We start from the raw sequence: 24610 nt of genomic DNA, 5'->3' as shown, positions 1-24610 counted from the left end.
CGGGGTCCGCCCCGGCGCCGCCCACGGCTTCGCACGAGCGGTGCGTGCCGCTCGACGCGAGCGGTACGCACCGGTCGGAACCGGCGGCGCCCGTCCGTCAGGACGACGCCAGGATCCCCGTGTGGTAGACCGTGCCCGCGCAGGCGTTGGACACGGTCACCGAAGCCGCCGCGCCGCCCGTCGCCGCAGTGCTGGTGACGATGACGCTGCCGTCCTGCACCCCGTCCTCGACGAGGAGCTGGGGCGAGGTGCCGGTGGCCCCGTCGGTGGTCGTGCCGCCGGTGTCGGTGGTGCCCTGCGTCGGGGTCGGGTCCGGTGAGGGGTCCACGGTGGCCGGACATGTCGAGGACGGCACCCAGGCGAACTTCACCACGTACGAGGTGCCCGGCTGGAGGACCAGGGAGGTGACCTCCGTGGAGGGGTCCGGCAGCCCGGCGGCGGCGTCGCCCGCCACATGTGTGGCCACACCGATCCTGGAGGCGTCCGCCGCGCCCTGGGCGAGCGTGCCCACGGTGCCGGGACCGGCGACCGTACAGGCGGTGGCGGAGACGTTCGAGACGGTGAAGGAGCCGTAGACGGTGCCGGTGGAGTCCGGGGCGGCGGCGGTACCGGAGGCTCCGCCGAGTTGGTCCGGCGTGCAGGTGGTGGCGGCCGAGGCGGAGGCCGAGGGGTCGGCACCGCCCGTGGCGGCCCCGCCCGCGTCCTTGCCCTTGTCGCCCGGGCTCTCCGAACTGCCGCCGGTGCCGTTGCCCTTGGAGGTGCCCGCGGAGCCGCCGCCGTCCTTGCCGCCGCCGTCCGAGCCCTTGCCCTGGCTCGCGCCGCCCTGGGCCTGCGAGCTGTTGGCCGCGATGGAGGGGTCGGGGTTCGACCCGGGGGAGTTGGAGACATGGACGAACGCCGGGATCGCCGTGCCGAAGAAGAGCGCCGCCGCCGCCATGCCGACCACGGCCTGACGCTTGCGCGCCCGCCGGGCCGGTACCGCACGGCGCAGGTGGTCCAGGGTGCCGTCGGTGGGTTCGATCTCCTGGACGGCCTGGTGCAGCAGCCGACGCAGTGCCAGCTCGTCGGAGCCGAGTCCTTCGGATCCCAGTCCGTCCGTGCCCAGGGTGTCGGGCTGTTCGTCGGGGCCGTGGTTCACAGTTCCGTTCCCAGCGTGCGATTGCTTGTGCTCTTGCTCCGGGCGCTTCTCGCCCTCGGGGGGCAGCCGGTCCTCGTACCCGCTCATGCCGAGGCCCCCATGGCGACGCGGAGCGCGGCGATGCCCCGCGAGCCGTACGCCTTCACCGAACCCAGGGAGACACCGAGCGTCTCGGCGACCTGGGCCTCCGTCATGTCCGCGAAGTAGCGCAGGACCAGGACCTCGCGCTGGCGGCGCTGGAGTCCCTTCATCGCCTTGATCAGCGCGTCGCGCTCCAACTGGTCGTAGGCGCCTTCCTCGGCGCTCGCCATGTCGGGCATCGGCTTCGAGAGGAGCTTGAGGCCGAGGATGCGCCGGCGCAGGGCCGAGCGCGAGAGGTTGACGACGGTCTGGCGCAGATAGGCGAGCGTCTTCTCCGGGTCCCGGACGCGTTTGCGCGCCGAGTGCACCCGGATGAAGGCCTCCTGGACGACGTCCTCACAGGAGGCGGTGTCGTCGAGCAGGAGCGCCGCGAGGCCCAGGAGCGACCGGTAGTGCGCCCGGTAGGTCTCGGTGAGATGGTCGACGGTCGTACCCGCCGCCAGGCTGTTCTCGGCGCCGTCGCGCTGGTTCGGAATGCGGGCGGGCCGCGCTGAGGGCATGGGCGCGATCACCGGCATGCCGCCGGACGCGCCGGGGCCGCGGAGTCGGCGGGGTGGACGCAGGGCCACGCCCCTTGTCTGTACCGCGGTGAATTCGAGTACCTCTGCCACGCCAGTTGGACGCACGTCCCCCCGGGAGGGTTGTACGCGACAGGCATCACATTCGCGCCGGGTGTCACATCGGCGGGAATTCCGTCCACCGGAACGCCCCCCGGACCGCCCGCCGGTACGCCGTTGAGTGCGCGCGACAGTGCACCAGATGCCCTCATGCGTAACAGCTCTTCCCCTATGCCCAATGTTCTGCCGCCCCCCGGACGCCCTGAATGGCGTCCGCATAGACGCTCCCCGCCCTCCGCGTGGTTGCGGAGTGCGGGGAGCAAAATCTTCGAACGCCGACAGGGATCCGTTCAAGTGGTCCGGACCATTAAGTTGATCACTGAACCGAGAGAGATCCTACAAACCCACCGCCCACAGGGCACCGGGATTACGGCCGACGCCGGCCCGGAGCGCAGAACCTGCGGAACCGACGCACGCCGGAAGCGGCGACCCCCGGGAACCGACGCACGTCCGGGGCCGGCCTAGGAGGCCCTGATGATCTCCGCCGCCACCAGCTCCGCGATCTGAGCGGTGTTCAGGGCGGCGCCCTTGCGGAGGTTGTCCCCGCACACGAACAGTTCGAGGGCCGACGGATCGTCCAGTGCCCGGCGGACCCGGCCCACCCAGGTCGGGTCGGTGCCGACCACGTCCGCGGGCGTGGGGAACTCCCCGGCGGCCGGGTCGTCGAAGAGCACGACGCCGGGCGCGGTGGCCAGGATCTCCCTCGCCTTGTCGACGGTCACCTCGTCCTGGAAGCGGGCGTGCACGGTCAGCGAGTGCGTGGTGACGACGGGGACGCGGACGCAGGTCACGGCGACCTTCAGACGGGGCAGCCCGAGGATCTTGCGGGTCTCGTCGCGTATCTTCATCTCCTCCGAGGACCAGCCGTCCTCGGCGAGCGACCCGGCCCACGGCACCACGTTCAGCGCGACCGGTTCCGGGAACGGGCCCGTGTCGTCGCCCACCGCCCGGCGTACGTCACCGGGGCTGGTACCCAGTTCCGTACCCGCGACGAGCGACATCTGCCGGCGCAGGGTGTCGACGCCCGCGCGGCCCGCGCCGCTGACCGCCTGGTACGAGGAGACGACGAGTTCGCGCAGCCCGAACTCGGCGTGCAGGGCACCCAGCGCCACGATCATGGACAGGGTCGTGCAGTTCGGGTTGGAGACGATCCCGCGCGGCCGCACGCGCGCGGCGTGCGGATTGACCTCGGGGACGACGAGGGGCACTTCCGGGTCCATCCGGAAGGCGCCGGAGTTGTCGACGACGACCGCGCCCTTGGCGGCGGCGATCGGCGCCCACTGGGCGGCCACCTCGTCCGGAACGTCGAACATGGCGACGTCGACCCCGTCGAAGGCCTCCTCCGACAGGGCCACCACCTCGACCTCGACACCGCGCACGGCCAGCTTGCGGCCGGCCGAGCGCGGTGAGGCGATCAGGCGGATCTCGCCCCAGATGTCCGCGTGCTGGGACAGGATCTGGAGCATGACCGTGCCGACGGCCCCGGTCGCTCCCACGACCGCGAGCGTCGGTCGTACGGTCATCGCCCGGTGCCTCCGTAGACGACGGCCTCGTCGCTGTCGGAGTCGAGTCCGAAGGCGCTGTGCACGGCGCGTACGGCCTCGTTGACGTCGTCGGCGCGGGTGACGACGGAGATACGGATCTCGGAGGTGGAGATCAGCTCGATGTTGACCCCGGCGTCGGTGAGCGCCTCGAAGAAGCCGGCCGTGACACCCGGGTTCGTCTTCATGCCGGCGCCGACGAGCGAGATCTTGCCGATCTGGTCGTCGTAGCGCAGCGACTCGAAGCCGATCACGCCCTTCGCCTTCTCCAGGGCGTCGATGGCCTTGCGGCCCTCGGTCTTCGGGAGGGTGAAGGAGATGTCCGTGAGGCCCGTGGTGGCAGCCGACACGTTCTGCACGATCATGTCGATGTTGATCTCGGCGTTGGCGATGGCGCGGAAGATCGCGGCGGCCTCACCCGGCTTGTCCGGGACACCGACGACCGTGACCTTGGCCTCGGAGGTGTCGTGAGCGACACCGGAAATGATGGCCTGCTCCACCTTCTGGTCCCCTTGCTGCTGTGTCTTCTGAACGAGCGGTGCGCTGCTGACCCAGGTGCCCTGAAGTCCGCTGAAGGACGACCGCACATGGATCGGGATGTCGTAACGGCGGGCGTATTCCACACAGCGGTGGAGCAGCACCTTCGAGCCGGAGGCGGCGAGCTCCAGCATGTCCTCGAAGGCGATCCAGTCGATCTTCCTCGCCTTCTTCACCACGCGCGGGTCGGCGGTGAACACGCCGTCCACGTCGGTGTAGATCTCGCACACCTCGGCGTCGAGCGCCGCGGCCAGCGCGACGGCCGTGGTGTCGGACCCGCCGCGGCCCAGCGTGGTGATGTCCTTCTTGTCCTGCGAGACGCCCTGGAACCCGGCGACGATGGCGATGTTGCCCTCGTCGAGCGCCGTACGGATACGGCCGGGGGTGACGTCGATGATCCGCGCTTTGTTGTGGACCGAGTCGGTGATGACGCCTGCCTGGCTGCCGGTGAAGCTCTGGGCGCTGTGGCCCAGGTTCTTGATCGCCATCGCCAGCAGGGCCATGGAGATCCGCTCTCCGGCGGTCAGCAGCATGTCGAACTCCCGGCCGCTGGGCATCGGAGACACCTGCTCGGCGAGATCGATCAGCTCGTCCGTCGTGTCGCCCATCGCGGAAACGACCACGACCACCTGGTGGCCGTTCTTCTTCGCTTCCACGATCCGTTTGGCGACGCGCTTGATGCCCTCGGCATCGGCTACGGAGGAACCTCCGTACTTCTGCACGACAAGGCCCACGTGCGCTCCTCGCTCAGTCCGTCTCTGCACCGCACTACTGCGGTCGGCTCAGTCTAACGAGCGGCCGGATTTCCCTTCCGGGGTATCGCATCGTGAGATGTCCCGCTCACGACGTGATCACTCCGGACTGTCAGGTCGGTAAGGGACCTCCGGCCGCTCCGAGACGGCACCTGCCCGTGCCGAGGCCCCGCCACTCCGAAAGTGCCCCGAGTCACACCGCGGGCGCGCCGGAGCACGGCCGACTGTTCGACCGGGCGCGGACGGAGCAGGGCTGCGTGACCGGGCGCAGGACCGAGCAGGGCTGCGTGACCGGGCGCAGGACCGAGCAGGGCTGCCTGACCGTGCGCAGGACGAGCGCGGCTACGTGACCGGCGCGGACCCGAGCGCGGCTACTTGACCGTGCGCAGGCCGAGCGGCCCCGCGATCTCCTCCGCCATCACCTTGCCGGCCTCCTCCGCGAGGGCCTCCTCGCCGATCTCCTGGTCGGTGTCGAGGCCGTCGAGCTCCTCCAGCGGCTGGTTCAGCCGGACGTGGGCCACCACGGACTGCAGGGCACGCAGGGTCGCGGAGGCGGTGGAGCCCCAGTTGGAGAAGTAGGAGAACTGCCACCACCACAGGGCTTCGGTGGTGCGGCCGGCCCGGTAGTGGGCCATGCCGTGGCGCAGGTCGGCCATGACGTCGGCCAGGTCGTCGGAGATACGGGCCGGGACGGGGGCCTTGCGGGGCTCGTAGGGGTCGAAGACCTCGGAGTAGACGTCGATCGGCTCCAGCATGACCGCGAGACGCTCGCGGAGTTCGTCCACATCCCCTTCCGGGCCGAGGTCGGGCTCGTAGCGCTCGTCGGGGACGATGTCCTCGTGCGCGCCGAGACGGCCGCCGGCCAGGAGGAGCTGGGATACCTCAAGGAGGAGGAAGGGCACGGCCGAGTCCGGCTCGTCGCCCTTGGCCACCTCGGTGACGGCGACCAGGAAGCTCTCCACCTGGTCCGCGATCTGGACCACGAAGTCGTCGGGGTCCGGACTGGTCTCGTGCAGCGTGGCGTCAGACATCTAGAAGTCGTCTCCCCTCGAAGGCGCGGCCGAGCGTGACCTCGTCCGCGTATTCCAGGTCGCCACCCACCGGGAGGCCGCTGGCCAGGCGGGTGACCTTGAGGCCCATGGGCTTGATCATGCGGGCGAGATACGTGGCCGTGGCCTCGCCCTCCAGGTTCGGGTCCGTGGCCAGGATGAGCTCGGTGACCTCTCCGTCGGCGAGGCGGGTCAGGAGTTCCCTTATCCGCAGGTCGTCCGGGCCGACGCCCTCGATCGGGCTGATCGCGCCGCCGAGCACGTGGTACTTGCCCCGGAACTCACGCGTGCGCTCGACCGCGACGACGTCCTTGGGCTCCTCCACCACACAGATCACCGAGAGGTCGCGGCGCGGATCGCGGCAGATGTTGCACAACTCCTCCTGCGCCACGTTGCCGCAGGTCGCGCAGAAGCGGACCTTCGCCTTGACCTCCATCAGGCACTGAGCGAGCCGACGGACGTCCGTCGGCTCCGCCTGAAGGATGTGGAAGGCGATCCGCTGCGCGCTCTTGGGACCGACGCCGGGGAGCCGCCCCAGTTCGTCGATGAGGTCCTGAACAACGCCTTCGTACAACGGATTGCCTTTCCGAGTGTCCTGGTACCGCCTGGTCCCGTCCTACGTCTCTTCCTGGTGCGTACGGTAGTTGGCCACCACCGGTCTTAGAAAGGCAGACCGGGAATGCCGCTGCCGCCGCCCAGCCCCTGGGTGAGCGGGCCGAGCGTCCGCTGCTGGAGCGCCTGCGCGTTCTCGTTCGCCGCCTGGACGGCCGCCACGATCAGGTCGGCGAGCGTCTCGGTGTCCTCGGGGTCGACCGCCTTCGGGTCGATCACCAGACCGCGGAGCTCTCCCGAGCCCGTCACGGTCGCCTTCACCAGGCCGCCGCCCGACTGGCCCCCGACCTCCGTGCGCGCCAGCTCCTCCTGCGCGCTCGCGAGGTCCTGCTGCATCTTCTGGGCCTGCTGCAACAACTGCTGCATATTGGGCTGGCCACCACCGGGAATCACGATCAGCTCCTGGTTTCGAGTACGGCTGTGTGGACCGTTTTTCCTGTCCAGCACGAGCCTACGTGGTCGACGGGCCCGTCGCCCAAGCACTCTTTCGAGTGACACCGTCACGGCGCCTATACCTGATCAAGACCCTCTTCCAGGCGGAAAAGCCGGTAAACCCGGTCCATCGCCACCCATTGGGCGGTAGGAAGGGGGCTGCGCAATCGCACCACGCGTCACAGGGCGTCACGCAGTGTCAGTGCCGTCACCGTCGTCACCGTCGTCCGTCATCACCGTCGTCAACTAGGGAGTACCGGTGAGTCAGCCGGAGATGCAGCCGGAGGGGCCGCCCCAGGAGGGGCGGAGCGAGGGCGCGGCGGGGCTGCGGCCGGGCGACCTGACCGGTCGGCCGTTTCCGCTCGGCGACTGGGGAGAGCCCGCCGAGCGGCTCCATGAGCTCTACCGCTGGGTGGAGAAGGGGGCACTCGACACCGCCGCCTGGTACCTCTCCGACCGCGTGTGGAAGCGGTGGGGGGCGCGGCTGCTGCGGTGCGGGGCCTCGCTGGGAGCCGTCGCCGGGGCCGGACTGCCGCTGCTCGACCTCACCGGGTCGGCGAGAGGAGCGGCTCCGTGGGGATATCTGGCACTGCTGCTCGCGGTCTCCTGCGTCGCCGTCGACCGGTTCTTCGGAGTGACCTCCGGGTGGATAAGGGATGTGGCCACCGCGCAGGCCGTACAGCGGCGCCTTCAGGCACTTCAGTTCGACTGGGCGTCCGAGAGCGTCCGGGAGGTTCTCGGGCCCGCGGACGGAACGGCCAGCGAGGCGGCCGACCGGTGCATCGGGGTGCTGCGCAGGTTCTCGGAGGACGTCACGGAGCTGGTGCGCACCGAGACTGCGGACTGGATGGTGGAGTTCCGCACGGGACCGGCGCCGCTGGGGATCCAGTCGTCGTCGGCGGGAGCGTCCCGGCCCGACGGGTCGCCCCTGAGCGGGCGTGTCCCGCTCCCGCCGGGAACCCGCCCGAACATGCCTCGCCAGCGCCCGCCCGAGCCCCGCTAGCGGATCCTGGGCGCCCCGTGTGCAGGGGCCGGCGCCGCGTCACCGGGCGCCGGACCGTGCGCCGGGGCCGGCGCCGCGTCACCCGGCGCCGCAGATCCTCAGCCCGACCGGCGTCCCGCACGGCAGATGGCCGTGGGTGCGGATGACGTCCTGGCCGCTGCCCCGGCTGATGTAGGAGAGGAAGCTGGAGGCGAGGGAGTCCGCGGGCGGCTGTCCGTAGGTGTAGGCGTACTCGATCTCGCGGTACGGGTAGTCCGAGGTGCCGCGCTCCAGGTCCTCGACGGAGGCGGTGTGACCGTCGAGGCTGATCCGGTGCAGGCCCTTGTGGCCGGTGGCGTCGTTGAGTTCGCTGTAGCCGATCGCGCCGGGCAGCTTGGCGACCGTGTTCAGCACCTGGTCGGTGGAGTCGAGTTCGCAGCGCACGAGCGGCGCCGTCGCGTCGTCCTTGTGGACGCAGTCCAGCGAGGAGTTGGCGATCTCGCCGCGTCCGAGGACCCGGCGCTGGAACACCTGCCGGGTACCGGAGTTGGCGTCCCGGCTGACGAGAAGGACGGGCCTGTCGGGTCCGCCGAGCTGCTTCCAGTTCCTGATCTCGCCGCGGTAGAGACGTCGTACGTCGGTCAGCGACAGGTTCTTCACGGGGACGGCGTTGTTGACGACCAGCGTGAAGACCGACACCGCGATCCGGTTCTCCCGCAGCCGCGGGAGGTCGCCGGGCTTCGGGCCGTCGGAGAGGGCGACGAGGGCCGGGGACCCCTTCTTCGACGCCGTGCCCGCCGTGTCGAGTTCGCGCACGCCGGCCGTGCTGCCGTGGGCGTCCACCGTGATCGTGGAGCCCAGGCAGTCGTGCTGGTACTTCTCGGCCAGTTCGCGCATCACGGGCTCGAAGGCGGTCGAGCCGGTGACGGTCAGCGTGCCCCGCTCGCAGCCGATCGGGGGCGGGGTGTCGTCGCGCAGGACGACGATCAGGGCGAGCGTGACGACGCACACCGTCAGCAGCACGGTGATCAGCCGGGCCGCGCGGCTGAACAGCGGCGGCTGGTCGTCCGGTGTCGTACTGCGGTTGGGCCGGACCTCACCGTCCCGGATCCCGCCGACGATCCGTATCGGACATCCCACGTCGCCGCCCGACAGCAGGACGAGCAGTTTGAAGTGCTCGCCCCGGTTGAGCGGGACCCGCGGGATGCGCAGTGTGCCGTCGTCGTAACCGAGACCGGCTGCCGGGGTGAAGTGGTCCATCAGGTGGTCGGTGCCGGGCGGCTGGGTCACGGACACACCGCGGATGGTGCGGTCGGTGAACACCGCGGTCAGTCCGTGCCGTTCATGGCTCGTGTAGTCGTCCCCGGCGATGCTCTGCGAGCCGTCGTTCTCGATCCGCAGCAGCACCAGGGTGGCGTCGGACATACCGGGTGCCTCGTCGAACAGCCCGAGCCGCACGTTCGCGCGTCCCGAGCGGACGTCGTCGCCGATGGGATTGTCCATCTGGACGCGATAGCCGACGGTCTTGCGGCGCGGCACTCTTCGCTCGTACCAGACCATCACGGCGGAGGCGACGACACCGATGACGGCGGTCCCGACGGCCACGACGTTCTCTGCGCTCAGCCAACTCACCGTGAGCCACTCCCCCGAGCACTGTGGTGCGGTCACCGTACGACTCCGGCCGGAAACAGCCCACATACGGGAGGTGAACTTCGGCAGCCCCGGGCGGCCGGGGAAGTCGGCGCCTTCCCCGGGGTCCGCTGCCGCTTGCCGCGGCCCCCGGGCGGGGTCCCAGGGCGGGGTTCCGGGCTCAGCCGCTCTTCGTGTAGATCAGCTCGGCCTCGGCTGCCGAGCCGGTCTTCGCCCGCCGCAGCCGGCCGTCCGGCAGGAGCGTGACCTCGGAGGCGGCACCCGGCTTGCAGGACGGCGGTTCACCGACGGTGACCTGGGAGGGACCGATGTCCAGCGGCCCGCCGGGCCCCGGAGCCGCGGCGAGGGCGGCCTGGAAGACACAGTGGTAGTTGCTGCCGTCCGCGGTGACCGTCAGCACCGTGTCGCCGACACCGCCCTGTCGGATGGTCAGCCGACGCGTGTGGTGGCCGGTGGAGTTGTCGATGACACCGTCCCAGGTGCCGAGGAACGCCTCCGGGACGGTGCCGCCCTGCGACGCCCCTGCGCTGGGGGACTCGGAGTCGACGGTCGGCGTCTGCGACGCGCTCTGCCCCGGTGTCGTCTCGCCAGAGGCCGGGGCGGACGCCTTGGGATCGTCCTGGCCGCCGCCGCCCGCGTTGCCCTTCAGCAGCGCGTACACGCTGCCGCCCGCGCCGAGCGCGACGACCAGGGCCACGACGACGAGGAGGGCGGTGGAACGGCCGCTCCTCGCCGGGGGCTCGGAGCCGGGCGGCGCGGCCACGGGACCGTACGGAGGGGTCGGCCCGTAGGGCGGGGTCGCACCGCCGGGTCCGTACGGGTGGGGGGCGACGCCCGGACCGTAGGGAGGCGTCGAGCCGTACGCCGGCTGCGGCGAGCCCCAGCCGGCCTGCGGATAGCCGTACGCGGGGTGGGCCGGGCCCTGGCCGGCGGGCTGCGGGTGCTGCGGCGGGTAGCCGTAGGCGGGGTGCGGACCGGCCGGCGCCGCCGGGGGAGGCGTCGCGCCCGAGCCCCCGATGACGGTGGGGAGATGGTTCACGGGACCGGGCTGCCCCGGGGGAGGCGGAGTGGCGCCCTCCCCGGCGGACCTGGGGGTGTGGTCCGGGGAGGCCTCGGCGGACGCGGCGGGCGCCGAGGAGGAGGCCGAGGGCGTCGAGGAGGCGGCCGAGGCCGAGGCGGCGGGCGAGCCGGACGGCGGCTTGGACAGGTCCGGGGCGGGGACCGGCGCCACTGACGCGGGCGGCAGGGCCGGCCTCGCGGGGGCGGCACCGAGCGCCGGAGCACCGGAGCGGGCCCGCGCCTGTCCGTCGTCGGGGTTCTCCCGGTCGAGCAGCTGCACCGCGTGCCGCCCGAGCTGGGCAACCAGCGAGGCGGGCAGCCAGGGATCGAGGGTGCGTCCCTGCGCGACGGTGTCCTCCGCGCCCGTGCGCTCCAGGATCTCGTCGAGACCGGGCCGGGCACCGGGATCCTTGCGCAGACAGTCGCGTACGAGGTCGGCCAGGCCCTCGGGAACACCCGTCAGGTCGGGGTCCTCCTGCGCGATGCGGAACATCATGGCGTGCACGCCGCTGTTGGCCGCCCCGAACGGAAGGGTGCCGGTGGCCGCGTACGACAGGACCGATCCGAGGCAGAAGATGTCGCACGCGGGCGTGACACGGTCGCCGCGCACCTGCTCGGGGGCCATGAATCCGGGCGAGCCGACGAGCGCCCCCGTGTGGGTCAGGCCGCCGTCGGTCACCGTCTCCAGGGCGCGGGCGATACCGAAGTCGATGACGCGGGGGCCGTCGATGGTGACGAGGACGTTCGACGGCTTGAGGTCCCGGTGGATGAGGCCCGCGGCGTGGATGTCCTTCAGCGCGTGCGCGAGGCCCGCGGCGAGGATCCGCACGGAACGCTCGGGCAGCGCGCCGTGGTCGCGCCCGACGACGGCCTGCAGCGAGGGCCCCGCGACATAGCCGGTGGCCACCCAGGGGATCGCCGCCTCGGTGTCCGCGTCCAGGACGGGCGCGGTCCAGAGCCCGCCGACCCTGCGCGCGGCCCGCACCTCCTGGCGGAAGCGCGCCCGGAACTCCTCCTGCTCCGCGAGTTCCGGCCGGACGAGTTTGACGGCGACCGTACGTCCCCGGTCGGACCGCGCGAGATAGACATGGCCCATCCCTCCGGCACCGAGCCGCGCCAGCAGTCGGTACGCCCCGATCTCGTGCGGATCCCCTGCCCCCAGGTTCTCCATGGCAGCGCCACCCTCCCCCAAATATGTGCAACAGACCGAGGATAGTGCGCCATACGGGGAGGTGGGCGGGGCTGTGCCCACGGATCCGTCACGACCGATCCCGTTTCAGTAACAGGTCCCGCCGTCTCGTCGTCGCCGGCCGCCGGGGGATCGTCGGGACGGGCCGCCAGGCGCTCCGGAACGCGGACGGTACCGGCCTCGACGCCGGTGCCGGTGTCCGGGCCGGCCACGGTTCCGGTGCTGGCCGACGCACCACCCCTGCCGAGCCCGGCAGGGCGCACCACGTCGGCCAAGCCCGACAGACTGTCGCGGAAAGCCCCCGACCACAGACAGGACGCCGATACCGCGCCCGGTCCGTGGACATTTACGCTTCGCCGCATGACCCCTCAGCCCAACCCCCAGGCCGGCGCCGCCGTGAAGGCCGCGGACCGCGCGCACGTGTTCCACTCCTGGTCCGCGCAGGAGCTCATAGACCCGCTCGCCGTCGCCGGCGCGGAGGGGTCGTACTTCTGGGACTACGAAGGCAAGCGGTATCTGGACTTCACCAGCGGGCTCGTCTTCACCAACATCGGGTACCAGCACCCGAAGGTCGTCGCCGCGATCCAGGAACAGGCCGCGACCCTGTCCACGTTCGCGCCCGCCTTCGCCGTCGAGGCGCGTTCGGAGGCGGCCCGGCTGATCGCCGAGCGGACCCCGGGCGACCTGGACAAGATCTTCTTCACCAACGGCGGCGCGGAGGCCGTCGAGAACGCCACGCGGATGGCCCGGCTGCACACCGGCCGCCCGAAGGTGCTCTCCGCCTACCGCTCGTACCACGGTGCCACCTCCACCGCGATCAACCTCACCGGTGACCCGCGGCGCTGGCCGAACGACAGCGGAGCCGCCGGTGTCGTCCACTTCTGGGCGCCCTTCCTGTACCGCAGCCCCTTCCACTCGGACAGCGAGCGGCAGGAGTGCGAGCGCGCGCTCCAGCACCTGGAGGACACCATCGCCTTCGAGGGACCGGGGACCATAGCGGCCCTGATCCTGGAGACGATCCCGGGCACCGCGGGCATCATGACGCCGCCGGCCGGCTACCTCACCGGGGTACGGGAGATCTGCGACCGCTACGGGATCGTCTTCGTCCTGGACGAGGTCATGGCCGGGTTCGGCCGGACCGGCAAGTGGTTCGCCGCCGACCACTACGAGGTGACGCCGGACCTGATGACCTTCGCCAAGGGCGTGAACTCCGGCTACGTGCCGCTGGGCGGCGTCGCGATCTCCGCCGCCATCGCCGAGACCTTCGCCAGGCGGCCCTACCCGGGCGGGCTCACCTACTCCGGCCACCCGCTGGCCTGCGCCGCCGCCGTCGCGACGATCAACGTCATGGAGGACGAGGGGATCGTCGACCAGGCCGCGGTCATCGGCGAGACGGTCCTCGGACCCGGGCTGCGCGAGCTGGCCGAGCGGCACCCGAGCGTCGGCGAGGTGCGCGGCACGGGCGTCTTCTGGGCGCTGGAGCTGGTGAAGGACCGGGAGACCCGGGAGCCGCTGGTCCCGTACAACGCGACGGGCGAGGCGAACGCGCCGATGGCCGCGTTCGGCGCCGCGGCCAAGGCCCGCGGGCTGTGGCCGTTCATCAACATGAACCGCACCCACGTCGTACCGCCGTGCAACATCACCGAGGCCGAGGCCAAGGAAGGTCTCGCGGCCCTGGACGAGGCACTCTCGGTGGCGGACGAGCACACGGTGTGACGCCGTAAGGGGGTTCGCCCCGGTGGGGGTCGGCCGCGCGGTCGCCCGCGCCCCTTCGGGGGTCCGGGCAATCCGCCCGCCGGCCCCCACGGCGTATGGTGGCCTGCTCGAAGGGATACGCGAGCAGACACGCGCACCCGCCCACCCACGCGTTGGGGAGTGAGACGACCACCATGGCCGGCACCGGCGGCACGGGCGCCGTAACCCGCAGCACCCTGCGGCAGCAGATCGCGGACGCGCTCCGTGACGAGGTGCTCGGGGGCCGTCTGCGGCCGGGTCAGGAGTTCACGGTGAAGGAGATCGCCGAGCAGTACGGCGTCTCCGCCACCCCCGTTCGTGAGGCACTGGTCGACCTGTCGGCCCAGGGGCTCCTGGACGCGGACCAGCACCGCGGGTTCCGGGTGCACGAGTACTCGGCCGCCGACTACCGCGGCATGGTCGAGGCGCGCAGCCTGATCACGGAGGGCATGTTCCAGGCCCTCGTGGCCGAGGGCATGCGGCAGGCCGACGACCCCCGCACGCTCGCCGCCCTCGCGGGCGTCCGGCGCCGCGGCGAGGAGGCCAAGCGCGCCGCCTCGGCCGGCGACCTGAACATCCTCATCGGCTACGACCTGCGTTTCTGGCGCGAACTCAGCAGCCTCTTCGGCAACACCTACCTCGGCGACTTCCTGCACCGGCTGCGGGTCCAGTCCTGGGTCTGCACGGTCCAGCACCTGCGCCGGGTCTCCGACCTCCGGGGCCAGCTCTGGTCCGGCCACACGGAGCTGGTGGACGCCCTCGCGCGCCGCGACGCCGACACGGCACGGGCGATCGTGGCGGCGTACAACGAGCACGCTCTCGCCCTCATCGAGCGCCTCGACGCCCCCTGAGACACGGACCGGGACCCGGTTCGTCCCGGTCCCGGGTTTGAGGACACCCCCTCCGGGCGATCGGGGGGATGGGGGCGCGGCCCCCGAGCGGCGGACGGACCCCGGCCCACCCGGGGGCCCAAGTTTGCGTACCGGCCTCTTCACAGGACCGCCACGCGCACTACGCTGCCCTGACCACCCTGCACCCCAAGGAGCAAGAGGAGCCGTCTGTTGGCCTGTGACCTGTGGTTGGTCCCGCTCGTCGACGTGCTGTGCCACACCCCCGACAACCCCTTCGCCGAGGAACTCGCGCTCTACGACAAGGTGCTCGCCGAGGCCGGACTGCCCCCGGTGCCGGTGTACGCGTACATGCCGGGCCTGTCGGGTGACGTGGCCCCGGTCGCCGGATTCGACTACGACGCGCTGCACTTCCTGCGCCGCGCGTACCTGCTCCAGATGTGCGGGCTCGCGGTGGCGCCGGTCGACGAACTGGGCGGCGACTACGAGCAGTTGCTGGAGATGTTCGAGACGAACGCCCAGCAGTCGCATCTGGTCTGGCACTACGACCACGCGGGCGCGTACGTGCCGGTCGAGTTCCCGCACCCGCTGGCCAACGACGAACTCCTCGCGGGCGGCGGGCCCCTGGGCTCCTCCCACGCCCTCCTGCGCGAACTCGAGTTCGTGGCACCCTCGATCGGCATCGACCCGGCCAACCCCCCGGTGCCACCGCAGCCCCCGAGCGCTCCCACGGAGCTGGAGGAGCCCGCGGCTCCGGCTCCCTACGACGCCAGCCCCTTCGCCCGCGAACGTCACGTCTGGCTGGGCCTGCACGCGGCGGCCACCCGGAGTCTCGCCCAGGGCTCGATGATCATCTTCAGCTGAACCGCGCCGCACGGTGCGGGGCCCCGGCCGCGGAGGCCCCGCACCGGCCGGCCCCGGCGGGCACGGCGGCCCCGGCCGTCAGCCCAGCTGGGCCAGGCCCTTCTTCAGATCCTCGGCGTTCATGACGGGCGCCAGCTCGATACGGGCGCCGAGGCTCATGAAGAGCGGCCCGGCGATCACCGGGATCTGGCTGCTGTCCTGCAGGTCGAAGACCATGTAGCAGGCGCGGCTGCCCTCGTGGGTGGTGAAGTAGGTCGCTTCCGGCTTGAGCCGCTCCATCGTCTCCTGCATCAGCTGCGGAAGCTTTCCCTCACTGATGAGCTCGTTGGCCTTCTCCGTGTCCATGGTCGCCCTGAGCATCACGCGCATCGCTCTCTCCTTCTCCGCCGGTCGACGCACGCAGAAGCAGACAAACGTGTGCTTCCAGGCCATTCCCCCCGCCGTCGGCGTGCTCACGCGGCGGCCCAGACGCCACTCTCCAGTGAGGCCTGGGCCGCGTCGCCCGTGGGGCGGGGGCGCCGAGCGTGCCGGACCGGGCGGCGGACGCGCTGGACCGGAAGGCGGGCGCGCCGGGTCAGAAGACCGGTGTGCCGTCCTGCGTCAGCTTCCAGTTGGTGACCGCGAAGTCCGCCGGGTTCAGCGAGCCCTTGGCCGTCACGTAGTCGATCATCAGCTGGCGGATCTCATTGGTTGAGCTGTAGGCGATGTCGGCGGCCGCGATGTGCGGGTAGCCGCTGCCTCCGTTGGCCCGGTAGTTGTTGACGGCGACGACGAAGACCTGGTCGGCCGCGACCGCGGAGCCGTTGTAGGAGAGGTTCTTGATCCTCGACCCCTCCGGCTGCGCGATGTCGATCTCGTAGGAGACGCCCGCCGCCGTGTCGTACATGTAGTCCCAGAAACTGTTCGCGTTGGTGACGGTGGCGGTGTCCACCGCGGTCCCGGACGGGACCTGGTGGTAGTACTTCGCCGCGTACTCCAGGTAGTCCTTGAGCTGGGCGCCCGTCAGCTTCTTGCCGTAAAGGGTGTTGTCGTAGATGTAGAGCCCGGCGACATCGCGGATGGTGACGTCGCCCTGGGGGATGTCGGCGGTGCGGCTGAAGGGCGCGGCGACGGAGATGAGCGGCAGGGCCGCGTCGGCCGTCGACAGGCCGGTGGCTACGGCCGCCATCTGGACCTGGTGGATGAAGTCCATGACGGGGACGTCCTTCCAGCACGCCTCCGCCGCGGAGAGGTCGGCAGTACAGGTGCCGACGGGCGTGTTGACGTACTTCACCACCAGGTCGTGGTCCGCCTTGATCAGCCGGGTGATCTCGGCGTCCTCCTCGACGGTGTTGCTGTTGAGGGTCTGCGCCTTGGTGCTGGTGACCTTCCACTGGCCGCGGACGAGTTCGAGCTCGAAGTCGAAGACGGTCAGCCGCATGCCGTAGCAGTAGGGCTCGGAGAGGACGACGTCCTTGCCTGTCTCGGTGTTGGTGACCGTGTAGGACGAGACCTCGGTGTGGGTGTGGCCCACGAGGATCGCGTCGATGCCGGGGACCTGCTGGGCGACGAGGTTGGAGGCGTTCTCCACGTACGGGAGTTCGCTGCCGTACGACGAACTGCCGTCCAGGCCCGAGTGGTCGGTGAGGAACACGACGTCGCAGCCGAGCGCGCGCATCCTGGGCACGTACTTCTTCGCCTGCTCGACGAGCCCGGTGAACGTCATCTTCCCGGCGACGTTGTCCTTGTCCCACAGGGCGATTCCGGGGTTGGTCAGGCCGAGGATGCCGACCTTGATGTCCGGGGCGCCGGGGACACGGACGCGCTTCACGGTGTACGGCTTGAAGGCCGGGCGCAGGGTCTTCGCGTCCAGCGCGTTGGCTCCGAGCAGCGGGAAGTGGCACTGCTCCTCGAATCTGCGCAGCGTCTCGATGCCGTAGTTGAACTCGTGGTTGCCGAGCGCGGCGGCGTCGTACCGCATGGCGTTCATCGCGATGGCCATGGGGTGCTTGGGGCCCCGCCTGCCGTCCGCGGCGACGATGGGGTCCACGCGCGCGTAGTAGTACGCCAGCGAGGTGCCCTGGATGATGTCGCCGGCGTCGACGAGCAGGACGTGGTCCTCGCCCTTGGCGGCGCGCTGCTGCTTGACGAGGGTCGCGACGCGCGCGACACCGACCGAGTTGCCCTTGCTGTCCTTGTACGCCGCGTCCGTGTAGTAGTCCCAGTCGAAGACGTGGCTGTGCAGGTCGGTGGTGCCCAGAATCGAGAACGACCAGGTGCGGGGCGGCTTCGGGTGCTTGCGGTCCGCCGCCTGCGCGGGGGCCGCCGCGACCACTCCGCCGACGGCCACGGCCGCGCCGGTGACGGCCGACCTCTTCACGAACTCCCGGCGGTTCAGAGGATTGACGGACATGCGGACTCCTGGGAACTGGGGTGGCGGAGGCGGGGGACGTGCCGTGCGAGCCATGCGGGACTACACGCGTAGAGCGTGGTCGCCCACCTATCCCCTCCGGAACCAGGAGAAGCCCATCTCCAGGTCAATTAAAGGTCAGTTCAAGGTTTCCGGGGCACACCGGACCGGGGTTTCGAACCACGTTCACCCCACTGTCGGACAGCGCTCACGGCGGCGTCCGACCCAACTGCCGGGCCACTCCGGCCGCTCACCGGGGCACACCGGGGGCGGCCGGAAGGCGGGCACCCGGAACCGGAGCCCGAGGGCCGGGAGGCCGGGAGGCCGGGGGCGAGGCTCCGATCAGCTCGACTCGCGCACCACCAGTCGGCACGGGACCGTGTGGACACCCCCGGGTGCCGGCTCCGCGTCGGCGGCGTCGACGCCATCGTCGTCCACGCCGATGGCGTCGATGGCTTCCAGGAGGCGCAGCGCGGCGATCCGGCCGATCTCGGTGAGGTCCATGTCGATGGTGGTGAGCGGCGGACGGCAGGCCAGCGCCATGGTGTCCCAGTTGTCGTAGCCGACGACGGCGATGTCGCCGGGGACGTCCACACCCCGCTCGCGCAGCGCGTCGGCGACTCCCCGGGCGATCTGGTCGTTGCCGCAGAAGAAGGCGTCCGTGTCCGGGGCCGTGCGCAGCACGGCGTCGGCGGCCCGGCGCCCCCACGCCTCGCTCCACTCGCCGAAGTGGACGCGCCCGGTGGCCAGTCGGAGCGAGGAACGCTCCAGGTGCCCGGCCGCGTGCCGGGCGCGGTCGCGGGCGGCGGCGTGGTGCTCCGGGCCGGTGACATGCGCGATCCGGGTCCGGCCCGCGGCCAGCAGATGTTCCACGGCGAGCCGGGCGCCGCCCCGGTCGTCGGAGACGACGGAGGTGTCGGCCGGGTCGGTGGACGGGGAGAGCGCGTAGACGATGGGGATCGGGTCGACGCCGGTCAGCGGCGGGCGCGGGTCCGTGCGGCGTCCGGTGACGATGATGCCGTCCACCCTGCGGTCCATCAGGTTGCGCAGATGGTGCTGCTCACGGATCGAATCGCCCCGGGTGTCGCACAGCAGCACGGAGATCTTCCCGGCGCCGAGCGCGTCCTCCGCGCCGAGCAGCACCGGGGTGGAGAAGCGGCCGATGCCGTCCGTCGTCATCAGGCCGACCGTCCAGCTGCGGCCGGTGTGCAGGCTCTGCGCGTGCTGGTTGGGCCGGAAGCCGAGCGACTCCACGGCGTCGAGAACCCGCCGACGGGTCTCGGGCCTCATCCGCCCGCCGCCGTTCAGCGCCTTCGACGCCGTGCCCACACTGACCCCCGCGAGGGCGGCGACATCGGCGAGCTTGGCCCGGCCGGCGGAGGACGAACGCGGAGCAGAAGTCACGGGCAATCCTTTTCCTTCGCGTCGTCCGGGACGTCGTGGTCCCTCGCCGACGACATTAGCGACCCCATCGTGCCAGCGGCCAGGGGTGCGGGCCAGAGCCTGAGCAGCGGGGAAAAATCTGCGTCACGCCCCTTGACCCCTCCGGCCGTCTCCCCTCTACTTTCCGGCAGGAAAACGGTTGCTCAAACGAGTTCCTCAACGACCGGCCGTACGGCTGTGACGGAGCAGCCGTCCGTTCCCGTACCCGACCCGAGCAGCCGTCGCACCCGGCCCCGACTCGTACGCCCTGCCATACCCGTACCCGTACCCGACCCGAACGCCCTGCCGTACCCGCTTCCGAACGATGCACGACCCGTCGAACGTGTTCCGACGAGAACCGGAGAACCATGCCCCGCACACGCTCCGCCGCCCTCCCCGGCACGGGACCCGTCCACCCCACTTCCGGTGCCCTCGGCGCGCTGCGCCCCGCGCCCGTCACGATCGGCGCCGGTTTCTGGCACACCCGCCGTGAGGTCAACGCGCGCACCTCCCTCCCCCAGGGCCCGGATCTGCTGGAGTCGGCGGGCAACCTGCACAACCTGCGGCTGGCGGCGGGCGCGGCCGAGGGCGAGTTCCAGGGCGCGTACCCGTTCCTCGACACCGACGTCTACAAGTGGCTGGAGGCCGCCGCCTGGCGGCTGGCCGAGGAGCCCGTCGGCGGCCTGGCCGCCGAGGTGGACCGGATCATCGCCCTGGTCGCCGCCGCCCAGCAGCCCGACGGCTATCTCAACACCTGGTTCCAGCTCCGCAAGAACGGCGAGCGCTACCAGGACCTGCGCTGGGGCCACGAGCTGTACTGCGCGGGCCATCTCATCCAGGCGGCGGTCGCCCACCACCGCACCACCGGGCGCCCCGAACTCCTCGACGTGGCCCGTCGTTTCGCCGACCACGTCGACTCGGTCTTCGGGGCCCCCGGCAGCGGGAAGCCCCTCGACGGCATCGACGGCCACCCCGAGATCGAGACGGCCCTGGTCGAGCTCTACCGGGAGACCGGCGAACGCCGCTACCTCGACCTGGCCGGCTACTTCGTCGACCGGCACGGCCACGGTCTGCTCGGCGGCGAGGCCTACTGCCAGGACCGGGTCCCGCTGCGCGAGGCGGCCACCGTGGAGGGCCATGCCGTAAGGCAGTTGTATCTGCTGGCCGCGGCGGCCGACCTGGCGTCCGAGACCGCCGACGCCGAACTCCGCTCAGCCACCGAGCGGTTGTGGCGGGCCATGGTGGCGACGAAGACCCACCTCACCGGCGGGCTCGGCGCCCACCACGACGAGGAGGACTTCGGCGACCCGTACGAACTCCCCAACGAGCGCGCCTACTGCGAGACCTGCGCCGCCATCGCCTCCGTCCAGTGGAGCTGGCGCATGGCCCTGCTCACCGGCGGGGCCCACTACTCCGATCTGATCGAGCGGACCCTGTACAACGGTTTCCTGGCCGGAGTCTCCCTGGACGGCGAGAGCTGGCTGTACGTGAACCCGCTCCAGGTCCGCGACGGCCACACCGACCCCGGCGGCGACCAGTCGGCCCGCCGCACCCGCTGGTTCCGCTGTGCCTGCTGCCCGCCCAACGTCATGCGGCTGCTGGCCTCCCTGGAGCACTACCTCGCGTCCACCGACGCCGGTGGTCTGCAGATCCACCAGTACGTCACCGGCGAGTACCGCGCGGACCTGGCCGGCGCCCCCGTCGCCGTCCGCGCCGAGACCGACTACCCGTGGCACGGCACGATCGCCCTGACCGTCGAGGAGACGCCCGGGACCCCCTGGACCCTGTCGCTCCGCGTCCCGCAGTGGTGCGAGGCGTTCCGGGTGCACGACGGCGAGCGGACCTACGACGGCACGGACGCGCCCGTCGAGGACGGCTGGCTGCGCCTGGAGCGGACCTGGGCCCCCGGCGACCGGGTGATCCTCGAACTCGCCCTGGACGCCCGGCTCACCGCTGCCGACCCGCGAGTGGACGCCGTGCGAGGCTGCGCGGCGATCGAGCGCGGCCCGCTCGTGTACTGCCTGGAGCAGGCGGACCACCCGGGCGGCGGCCTCGACGACATCGTCCTCGACACCTCCCGCCCACCGGCCGTCAAACAGCGCCCCGACCTGCTCGGCGGCGTCACCACCGTGCTGGCCGCCGGACACCGCCGCGATCTCCCCTCCGACGGCTCCTGGTGGCCCTACCGTCCGGCCTCCGGTCACGACGCCCCGTCGGCCGGCGACCCCGTCGAACTCACCGCGATCCCCTACTACGCCTGGGCCAACCGCGAGGACGGCGCCATGCGCGTCTGGCTGCCCACGTCCTGAATCCCGCACGTCGCCGCACGTTCTGCACGTCTCCGCACGTCCCGCACGTCCCTCTCCCGACAACGAGGTCACCCCGTGAGAAGCACCCGCCGCACCCTGACCGCAGCCATAGCCACCGCCTGTGCCCTCGCCACCGTCACCGCGTGCGGCGGCGGCTCCGGCTCCTCCTCCACGTCCGGCTCGTCCTCGACGTACACCTTCTGGGACCCGTACCCGCAGTTCGACGCCTCCTCCGACTGGGGCAAGCGCGTCACCGCGTGCGGCACCGAGGCCGGGGTCAAGGTCAAGCGCACCGCGTACGACACCACGGACCTGGGCAACAAGGCCCTGCTCGCGGCCCAGCAGGGCAACGCGCCCGACGTGATGCTGGTCGACAACCCGGTCGTCTCCACCCTCGTGGAGGCGGGCATCCTCACGAAGACCAGCGACCTCGGCCTCGACACGGCCCCGATCCAGAAGAACATCATCGGCGCGGGCACCATCGACGGCGCGGCCTACGGCGTCCCCATCGGCGCCAACACCCTCGCCCTCTACTACAACAAGAAGGTCCTCTCCGCCGCGCACGTCGACCCGGCCGCCATCAAGGACTGGCCGTCCCTCACCGCGGCCCTCAAGAAGACCAAGGCGGCGGGCAAGAAGGGCATCACCTTCTCGGCGATCAACACCGAGGAGGGCAGCTTCCAGTTCCTGCCCTGGTTCTGGGGCGCCGGCGGCGACCTCGCCCGGCTCGACTCCGCCAAGGGCGCGGCGGCCCTCACCCTGTGGAAGCAGTGGGTCGACGCGGGCTACGCCCCCAAGGACGTGCTGAACAACACCCAGACCACGAGCTGGCAGGAGTTCGCCACCGGGGACTACGCCTTCGGGGAGAACGGCACCTGGCAGCTCGCCAACGCCGAGAAGGCCGGATTCCCGTACGGAATCGTCAACATCCCCGCGCAGAACGGCGGTTCGGCACCGGTCCCCACCGGTGGCGAGTTCGTCACCGTTCCCGTGCAGAAGGACACCGGCCGCTACGACACCACCAAGAAGATCGTCTCCTGCCTGACCAGCGCCCAGAACCTGCTGGCGAGCGACACGACGCTGACCTATGTGGCGCCCACCGCCGCGGTCCAGGCCCAGCAGGTCAAGGCGAACCCGAAGCTCCAGCCCTGGGTGGACGCGGTGGCCGCGGCGCGCGGCCGAACCAGCGGGGGTCTGGGCACGAAGTACCCCACCATCTCGCAGCCGATGTGGACCGCCGTGCAGGCGGCCCTCTCCGGTGCCAAGAGCCCCGCCGCGGCCCTGTCCGACGCCCAGACCGCGGCCTCCAAGGGGTAGGTCCCCCATCACCCCTGGGGCTCCGCCCCGGACCCCGCTCCTCGAACGCCGGAGGGGCTGAACTTCCCGGGCTGATCGGCCACCACGACGCACCCGCAGCCGGGTACGCGCGGGAGGGGACGTGCCGGTACATCAAATGCCCGCAGGCCGGACGGATCGGCACCCGCGTCCACCTCGCGACGCCGGTGGGATCCGTTCGGACGCGGGCGGATGTACCGGCGCGGCCCCGACCCACCCACCGGACCGCACCCGGCCCCACCCGCACCGCACCGCACCCGGCAAACCGCAGAGGCCTCCGCATGCTCACCCACCACCACCGAAGCCGGCTGACCGCGCTCGCCTTCCTCGCCCCGCTGGCCGCGTACCTCGCCGCCTTCTACGCCTACCCGCTCTACCGGAACCTCGACCTGAGCCTGCGCGCCTACACCGTCAGATCCTTCGTCGCGGGCGACGCCCCCTTCTCCGGATGGGACAACTTCCGCACGGTCCTGGAGGACCCGTCCTTCGCCCCGGCGATGCGGCACACGATGCTCTTCACCTTCGCGTCCATCGCCGTCCAGTACGCCGCCGGACTCGCCCTCGCCGTCTTCTTCAACCGCCGGTTCCCGCTGGCCCCGACCCTGCGGGCCCTGTTCCTGATCCCCTGGCTGCTGCCACTGATCGTGTCTGCGTCGACCTGGTCCTGGATGTTCAACAGCGAGTCGGGCGTGGTGAATTACGCCCTGCACCTGGTCGGCGTCGACCCCGTCGGCTGGCTCACCTCACCGCACTGGGCGCTGACCTCGGTCGTCATCGCCAACATCTGGATCGGCATCCCCTTCAACCTGGTCATCCTGTACAGCGGCCTCCAGAACATCCCCGCCGAGCTGCACGAGGCCGCCGCCCTGGACGGGGCGAACACCTGGCAGCAGTTCCGCCGCGTCACGTTCCCGCTGCTGCGCCCGGTCTCGGCGATCACGCTGCTGCTCGGCCTCGTCTACACCCTCAAGGTCTTCGACCTGATCTGGATCATGACGAAGGGCGGCCCCGGCGACTCCTCGACCACCCTGGCGACCTGGTCGTACCAGCTCGGATTCGGCACCCTGCTGCCCAAGTTCGGCCCCGGTGCCGCCGTCGGCAACATCCTCATCGTCATCGCCCTCGCCTTCGGGCTGCTGCACATCCGCGTCCAGAGGAGGCAGGAGCCGTGAAGTCCCGTACGGGCAAGCGCCGTCACACCGTGCTCGGCGTCGCCCTCACCGCGCTCATGCTCTTCCCGGTGTACTGGATGCTGAACGTTTCCCTCACCCCGCAGCGGAACATGCGCAAGAGCCCGCCCGACCTGTTCCCGCTGCACCCCACCTTCGAGGGTTACCGGGCCGTCCTGAACGACCAGTTGCCCTATCTCGGCACCAGCCTGCTCATCGGCCTCGGGACCGTCGCCCTCACCCTCGTCCTCGCCGCCCCGGCGGGCTACTCCCTCGCCAGGCTGCGCCCGCCCGGCGCGGGACCGCTCTCCCTCGCGCTGCTGGTCGCCCAGATGATCCCGGGCATCGTCATGGCGATGGGCTTCTACGGCTTCTTCCTCGACCTCGGACTGATCGACTCCTGGTGGGGCCTGATCATCGCGGACTCCACCATCGCCGTGCCGTTCGGCGTCATGATCTTCGCCGCGTTCATGTCGGGCATCCCCGGCGAACTCATCTCCGCGGCCCGCATCGACGGCGCCGGCACCTGGCGGATCTTCCGCTCCGTCGTCCTGCCGGTGAGCCGCAACGCGATCGTCACGGTCTCGCTCTTCGGCTTCCTGTGGGCCTGGTCCGACTTCGTCTTCGCCAACACCCTCGACGGCGGCGGCGACATGCGCCCCATCACCCTCGGCATCTACCACTACATCGGCAACAACAACCAGGAATGGAACGCGATCATGGCCACCGCCGTCGTCGCGTCGATCCCCGCCACCGTCCTGCTCGTCCTCGCACAGCGTTACGTGGCCGCGGGCGTGACCGCGGGCGCGGTGAAGGACTGAGCAGGCGTTCCCCGCTCCCC

Annotated in this window: 20 protein-coding genes; 8 read left to right on the top strand and 12 right to left on the bottom strand. The window is 71.2% G+C overall.

The genetic code is table 11. The annotated features are described in order from the left end of the window. Positions 1–97: 97 nt before the first annotated feature. The 7 genes from ACFYW8_RS38985 to ACFYW8_RS38955 all read right to left on the bottom strand — a co-directional run bounded on the left by ACFYW8_RS38985 (position 98) and on the right by ACFYW8_RS38955 (position 6780). Positions 98–1225 (bottom strand): hypothetical protein, encoded by a 1128-nt coding sequence (locus ACFYW8_RS38985; protein WP_389090132.1) that lies wholly within the window; start codon positions 1223–1225, stop codon positions 98–100. Continuing rightward, positions 1222–1797: a SigE family RNA polymerase sigma factor gene (locus tag ACFYW8_RS38980; RefSeq protein WP_355842990.1), complete on the bottom strand. Its 576-nt coding sequence runs from the start codon at positions 1795–1797 to the stop codon at positions 1222–1224. Before ACFYW8_RS38980 ends, ACFYW8_RS38985 begins: the two co-directional genes overlap by 4 nt. A 560-nt stretch (positions 1798–2357) precedes the next feature. Then, entirely contained in the window at positions 2358–3419 is a 1062-nt protein-coding gene (locus ACFYW8_RS38975; RefSeq protein ID WP_389090129.1) for an aspartate-semialdehyde dehydrogenase, read from the bottom strand. Then, the gene (locus ACFYW8_RS38970) at positions 3416–4708 is read right to left on the bottom strand and encodes an aspartate kinase (protein ID WP_389090127.1); all 1293 of its coding nucleotides are present in this window, start codon (positions 4706–4708) and stop codon (positions 3416–3418) included. The genes ACFYW8_RS38975 and ACFYW8_RS38970 overlap by 4 nt, the downstream gene beginning before the upstream one ends. 389 nt (positions 4709–5097) lie before the next feature. Then, the gene (locus ACFYW8_RS38965) at positions 5098–5757 is read right to left on the bottom strand and encodes a DUF5063 domain-containing protein (protein ID WP_355842956.1); all 660 of its coding nucleotides are present in this window, start codon (positions 5755–5757) and stop codon (positions 5098–5100) included. Then, positions 5750–6349, bottom strand: a complete 600-nt coding sequence (gene recR, locus ACFYW8_RS38960; protein WP_389090125.1) for a recombination mediator RecR — start codon at positions 6347–6349, stop codon at positions 5750–5752. Before recR ends, ACFYW8_RS38965 begins: the two co-directional genes overlap by 8 nt. A gap of 86 nt (positions 6350–6435) precedes the next feature. Next, positions 6436–6780, bottom strand: a complete 345-nt coding sequence (locus ACFYW8_RS38955) for a YbaB/EbfC family nucleoid-associated protein (RefSeq protein WP_365879024.1) — start codon at positions 6778–6780, stop codon at positions 6436–6438. 298 nt (positions 6781–7078) lie between these two features. On the opposite strand from ACFYW8_RS38955, the gene ACFYW8_RS38950 reads away from it, so the two are divergent. Further along, positions 7079–7822 (top strand): SLATT domain-containing protein, encoded by a 744-nt coding sequence (locus tag ACFYW8_RS38950; protein WP_365879022.1) that lies wholly within the window; start codon positions 7079–7081, stop codon positions 7820–7822. 78 nt (positions 7823–7900) lie between these two features. On the opposite strand, the gene ACFYW8_RS38945 is transcribed toward ACFYW8_RS38950, so the two are convergent. Both ACFYW8_RS38945 and ACFYW8_RS38940 read right to left on the bottom strand, forming a co-directional pair. Beyond that, a complete protein-coding gene (locus tag ACFYW8_RS38945) occupies positions 7901–9433 on the bottom strand; it encodes a substrate-binding domain-containing protein (RefSeq protein ID WP_389090162.1) in 1533 nt (510 codons plus the stop codon). 178 nt (positions 9434–9611) lie between these two features. Next, the gene (locus tag ACFYW8_RS38940; protein ID WP_389090121.1) at positions 9612–11681 is read right to left on the bottom strand and encodes a serine/threonine-protein kinase; all 2070 of its coding nucleotides are present in this window, start codon (positions 11679–11681) and stop codon (positions 9612–9614) included. 378 nt (positions 11682–12059) lie between these two features. On the opposite strand from ACFYW8_RS38940, the gene ACFYW8_RS38935 reads away from it, so the two are divergent. The 3 genes from ACFYW8_RS38935 (at position 12060) to ACFYW8_RS38925 (ending at position 15145) form a co-directional block, all read left to right on the top strand. Further along, positions 12060–13415, top strand: coding sequence for an aspartate aminotransferase family protein (locus tag ACFYW8_RS38935; RefSeq protein ID WP_389090118.1), 1356 nt, complete (start codon positions 12060–12062; stop codon positions 13413–13415). A 173-nt stretch (positions 13416–13588) separates the two neighbouring features. Beyond that, positions 13589–14284 carry a GntR family transcriptional regulator gene (locus ACFYW8_RS38930; protein WP_365879061.1) on the top strand — a complete coding sequence of 232 codons (696 nt, stop codon included), beginning with the start codon at positions 13589–13591 and terminating at the stop codon, positions 14282–14284. 210 nt (positions 14285–14494) lie between these two features. Continuing rightward, a complete protein-coding gene (locus ACFYW8_RS38925) occupies positions 14495–15145 on the top strand; it encodes a hypothetical protein (RefSeq protein ID WP_365879013.1) in 651 nt (216 codons plus the stop codon). A 78-nt stretch (positions 15146–15223) separates the two neighbouring features. On the opposite strand, the gene ACFYW8_RS38920 is transcribed toward ACFYW8_RS38925, so the two are convergent. From ACFYW8_RS38920 to ACFYW8_RS38910, 3 genes are all read right to left on the bottom strand, one after another. Beyond that, positions 15224–15514 (bottom strand): hypothetical protein, encoded by a 291-nt coding sequence (locus tag ACFYW8_RS38920; protein ID WP_389090113.1) that lies wholly within the window; start codon positions 15512–15514, stop codon positions 15224–15226. A gap of 205 nt (positions 15515–15719) precedes the next feature. After that, on the bottom strand, positions 15720–17537 hold the full coding sequence (locus ACFYW8_RS38915) for a bifunctional metallophosphatase/5'-nucleotidase (protein ID WP_389090110.1): 1818 nt from the start codon (positions 17535–17537) through the stop codon (positions 15720–15722). Between the two features lie 339 nt (positions 17538–17876). Continuing rightward, positions 17877–18938: a LacI family DNA-binding transcriptional regulator gene (locus tag ACFYW8_RS38910; RefSeq protein ID WP_389090107.1), complete on the bottom strand. Its 1062-nt coding sequence runs from the start codon at positions 18936–18938 to the stop codon at positions 17877–17879. Positions 18939–19324: 386 nt separating this feature from the next. Here ACFYW8_RS38910 and ACFYW8_RS38905 point away from each other — a divergent pair, with 386 nt between their 5' ends. The 4 genes from ACFYW8_RS38905 (at position 19325) to ACFYW8_RS38890 (ending at position 24590) form a co-directional block, all read left to right on the top strand. Further along, positions 19325–21265, top strand: coding sequence for a glycoside hydrolase family 127 protein (locus tag ACFYW8_RS38905; protein WP_389090104.1), 1941 nt, complete (start codon positions 19325–19327; stop codon positions 21263–21265). Between the two features lie 75 nt (positions 21266–21340). Next, positions 21341–22582: an extracellular solute-binding protein gene (locus tag ACFYW8_RS38900; protein ID WP_389090101.1), complete on the top strand. Its 1242-nt coding sequence runs from the start codon at positions 21341–21343 to the stop codon at positions 22580–22582. A gap of 299 nt (positions 22583–22881) precedes the next feature. Next, complete coding sequence (locus ACFYW8_RS38895) at positions 22882–23772, top strand: carbohydrate ABC transporter permease (protein ID WP_389090097.1); 891 nt, start codon at positions 22882–22884, stop codon at positions 23770–23772. After that, a complete protein-coding gene (locus ACFYW8_RS38890; protein WP_389090094.1) occupies positions 23769–24590 on the top strand; it encodes a carbohydrate ABC transporter permease in 822 nt (273 codons plus the stop codon). The genes ACFYW8_RS38895 and ACFYW8_RS38890 overlap by 4 nt, the downstream gene beginning before the upstream one ends. The last annotated feature ends 20 nt before the right edge of the window (positions 24591–24610 follow it).

Source organism: Streptomyces sp. NPDC002742, assembly GCF_042888885.1.
Lineage (GTDB): Bacteria > Actinomycetota > Actinomycetes > Streptomycetales > Streptomycetaceae > Streptomyces.
Note: the sequence above shows the minus strand (reverse complement) of the source record. Positions and strands in the feature narration are given on the sequence as shown.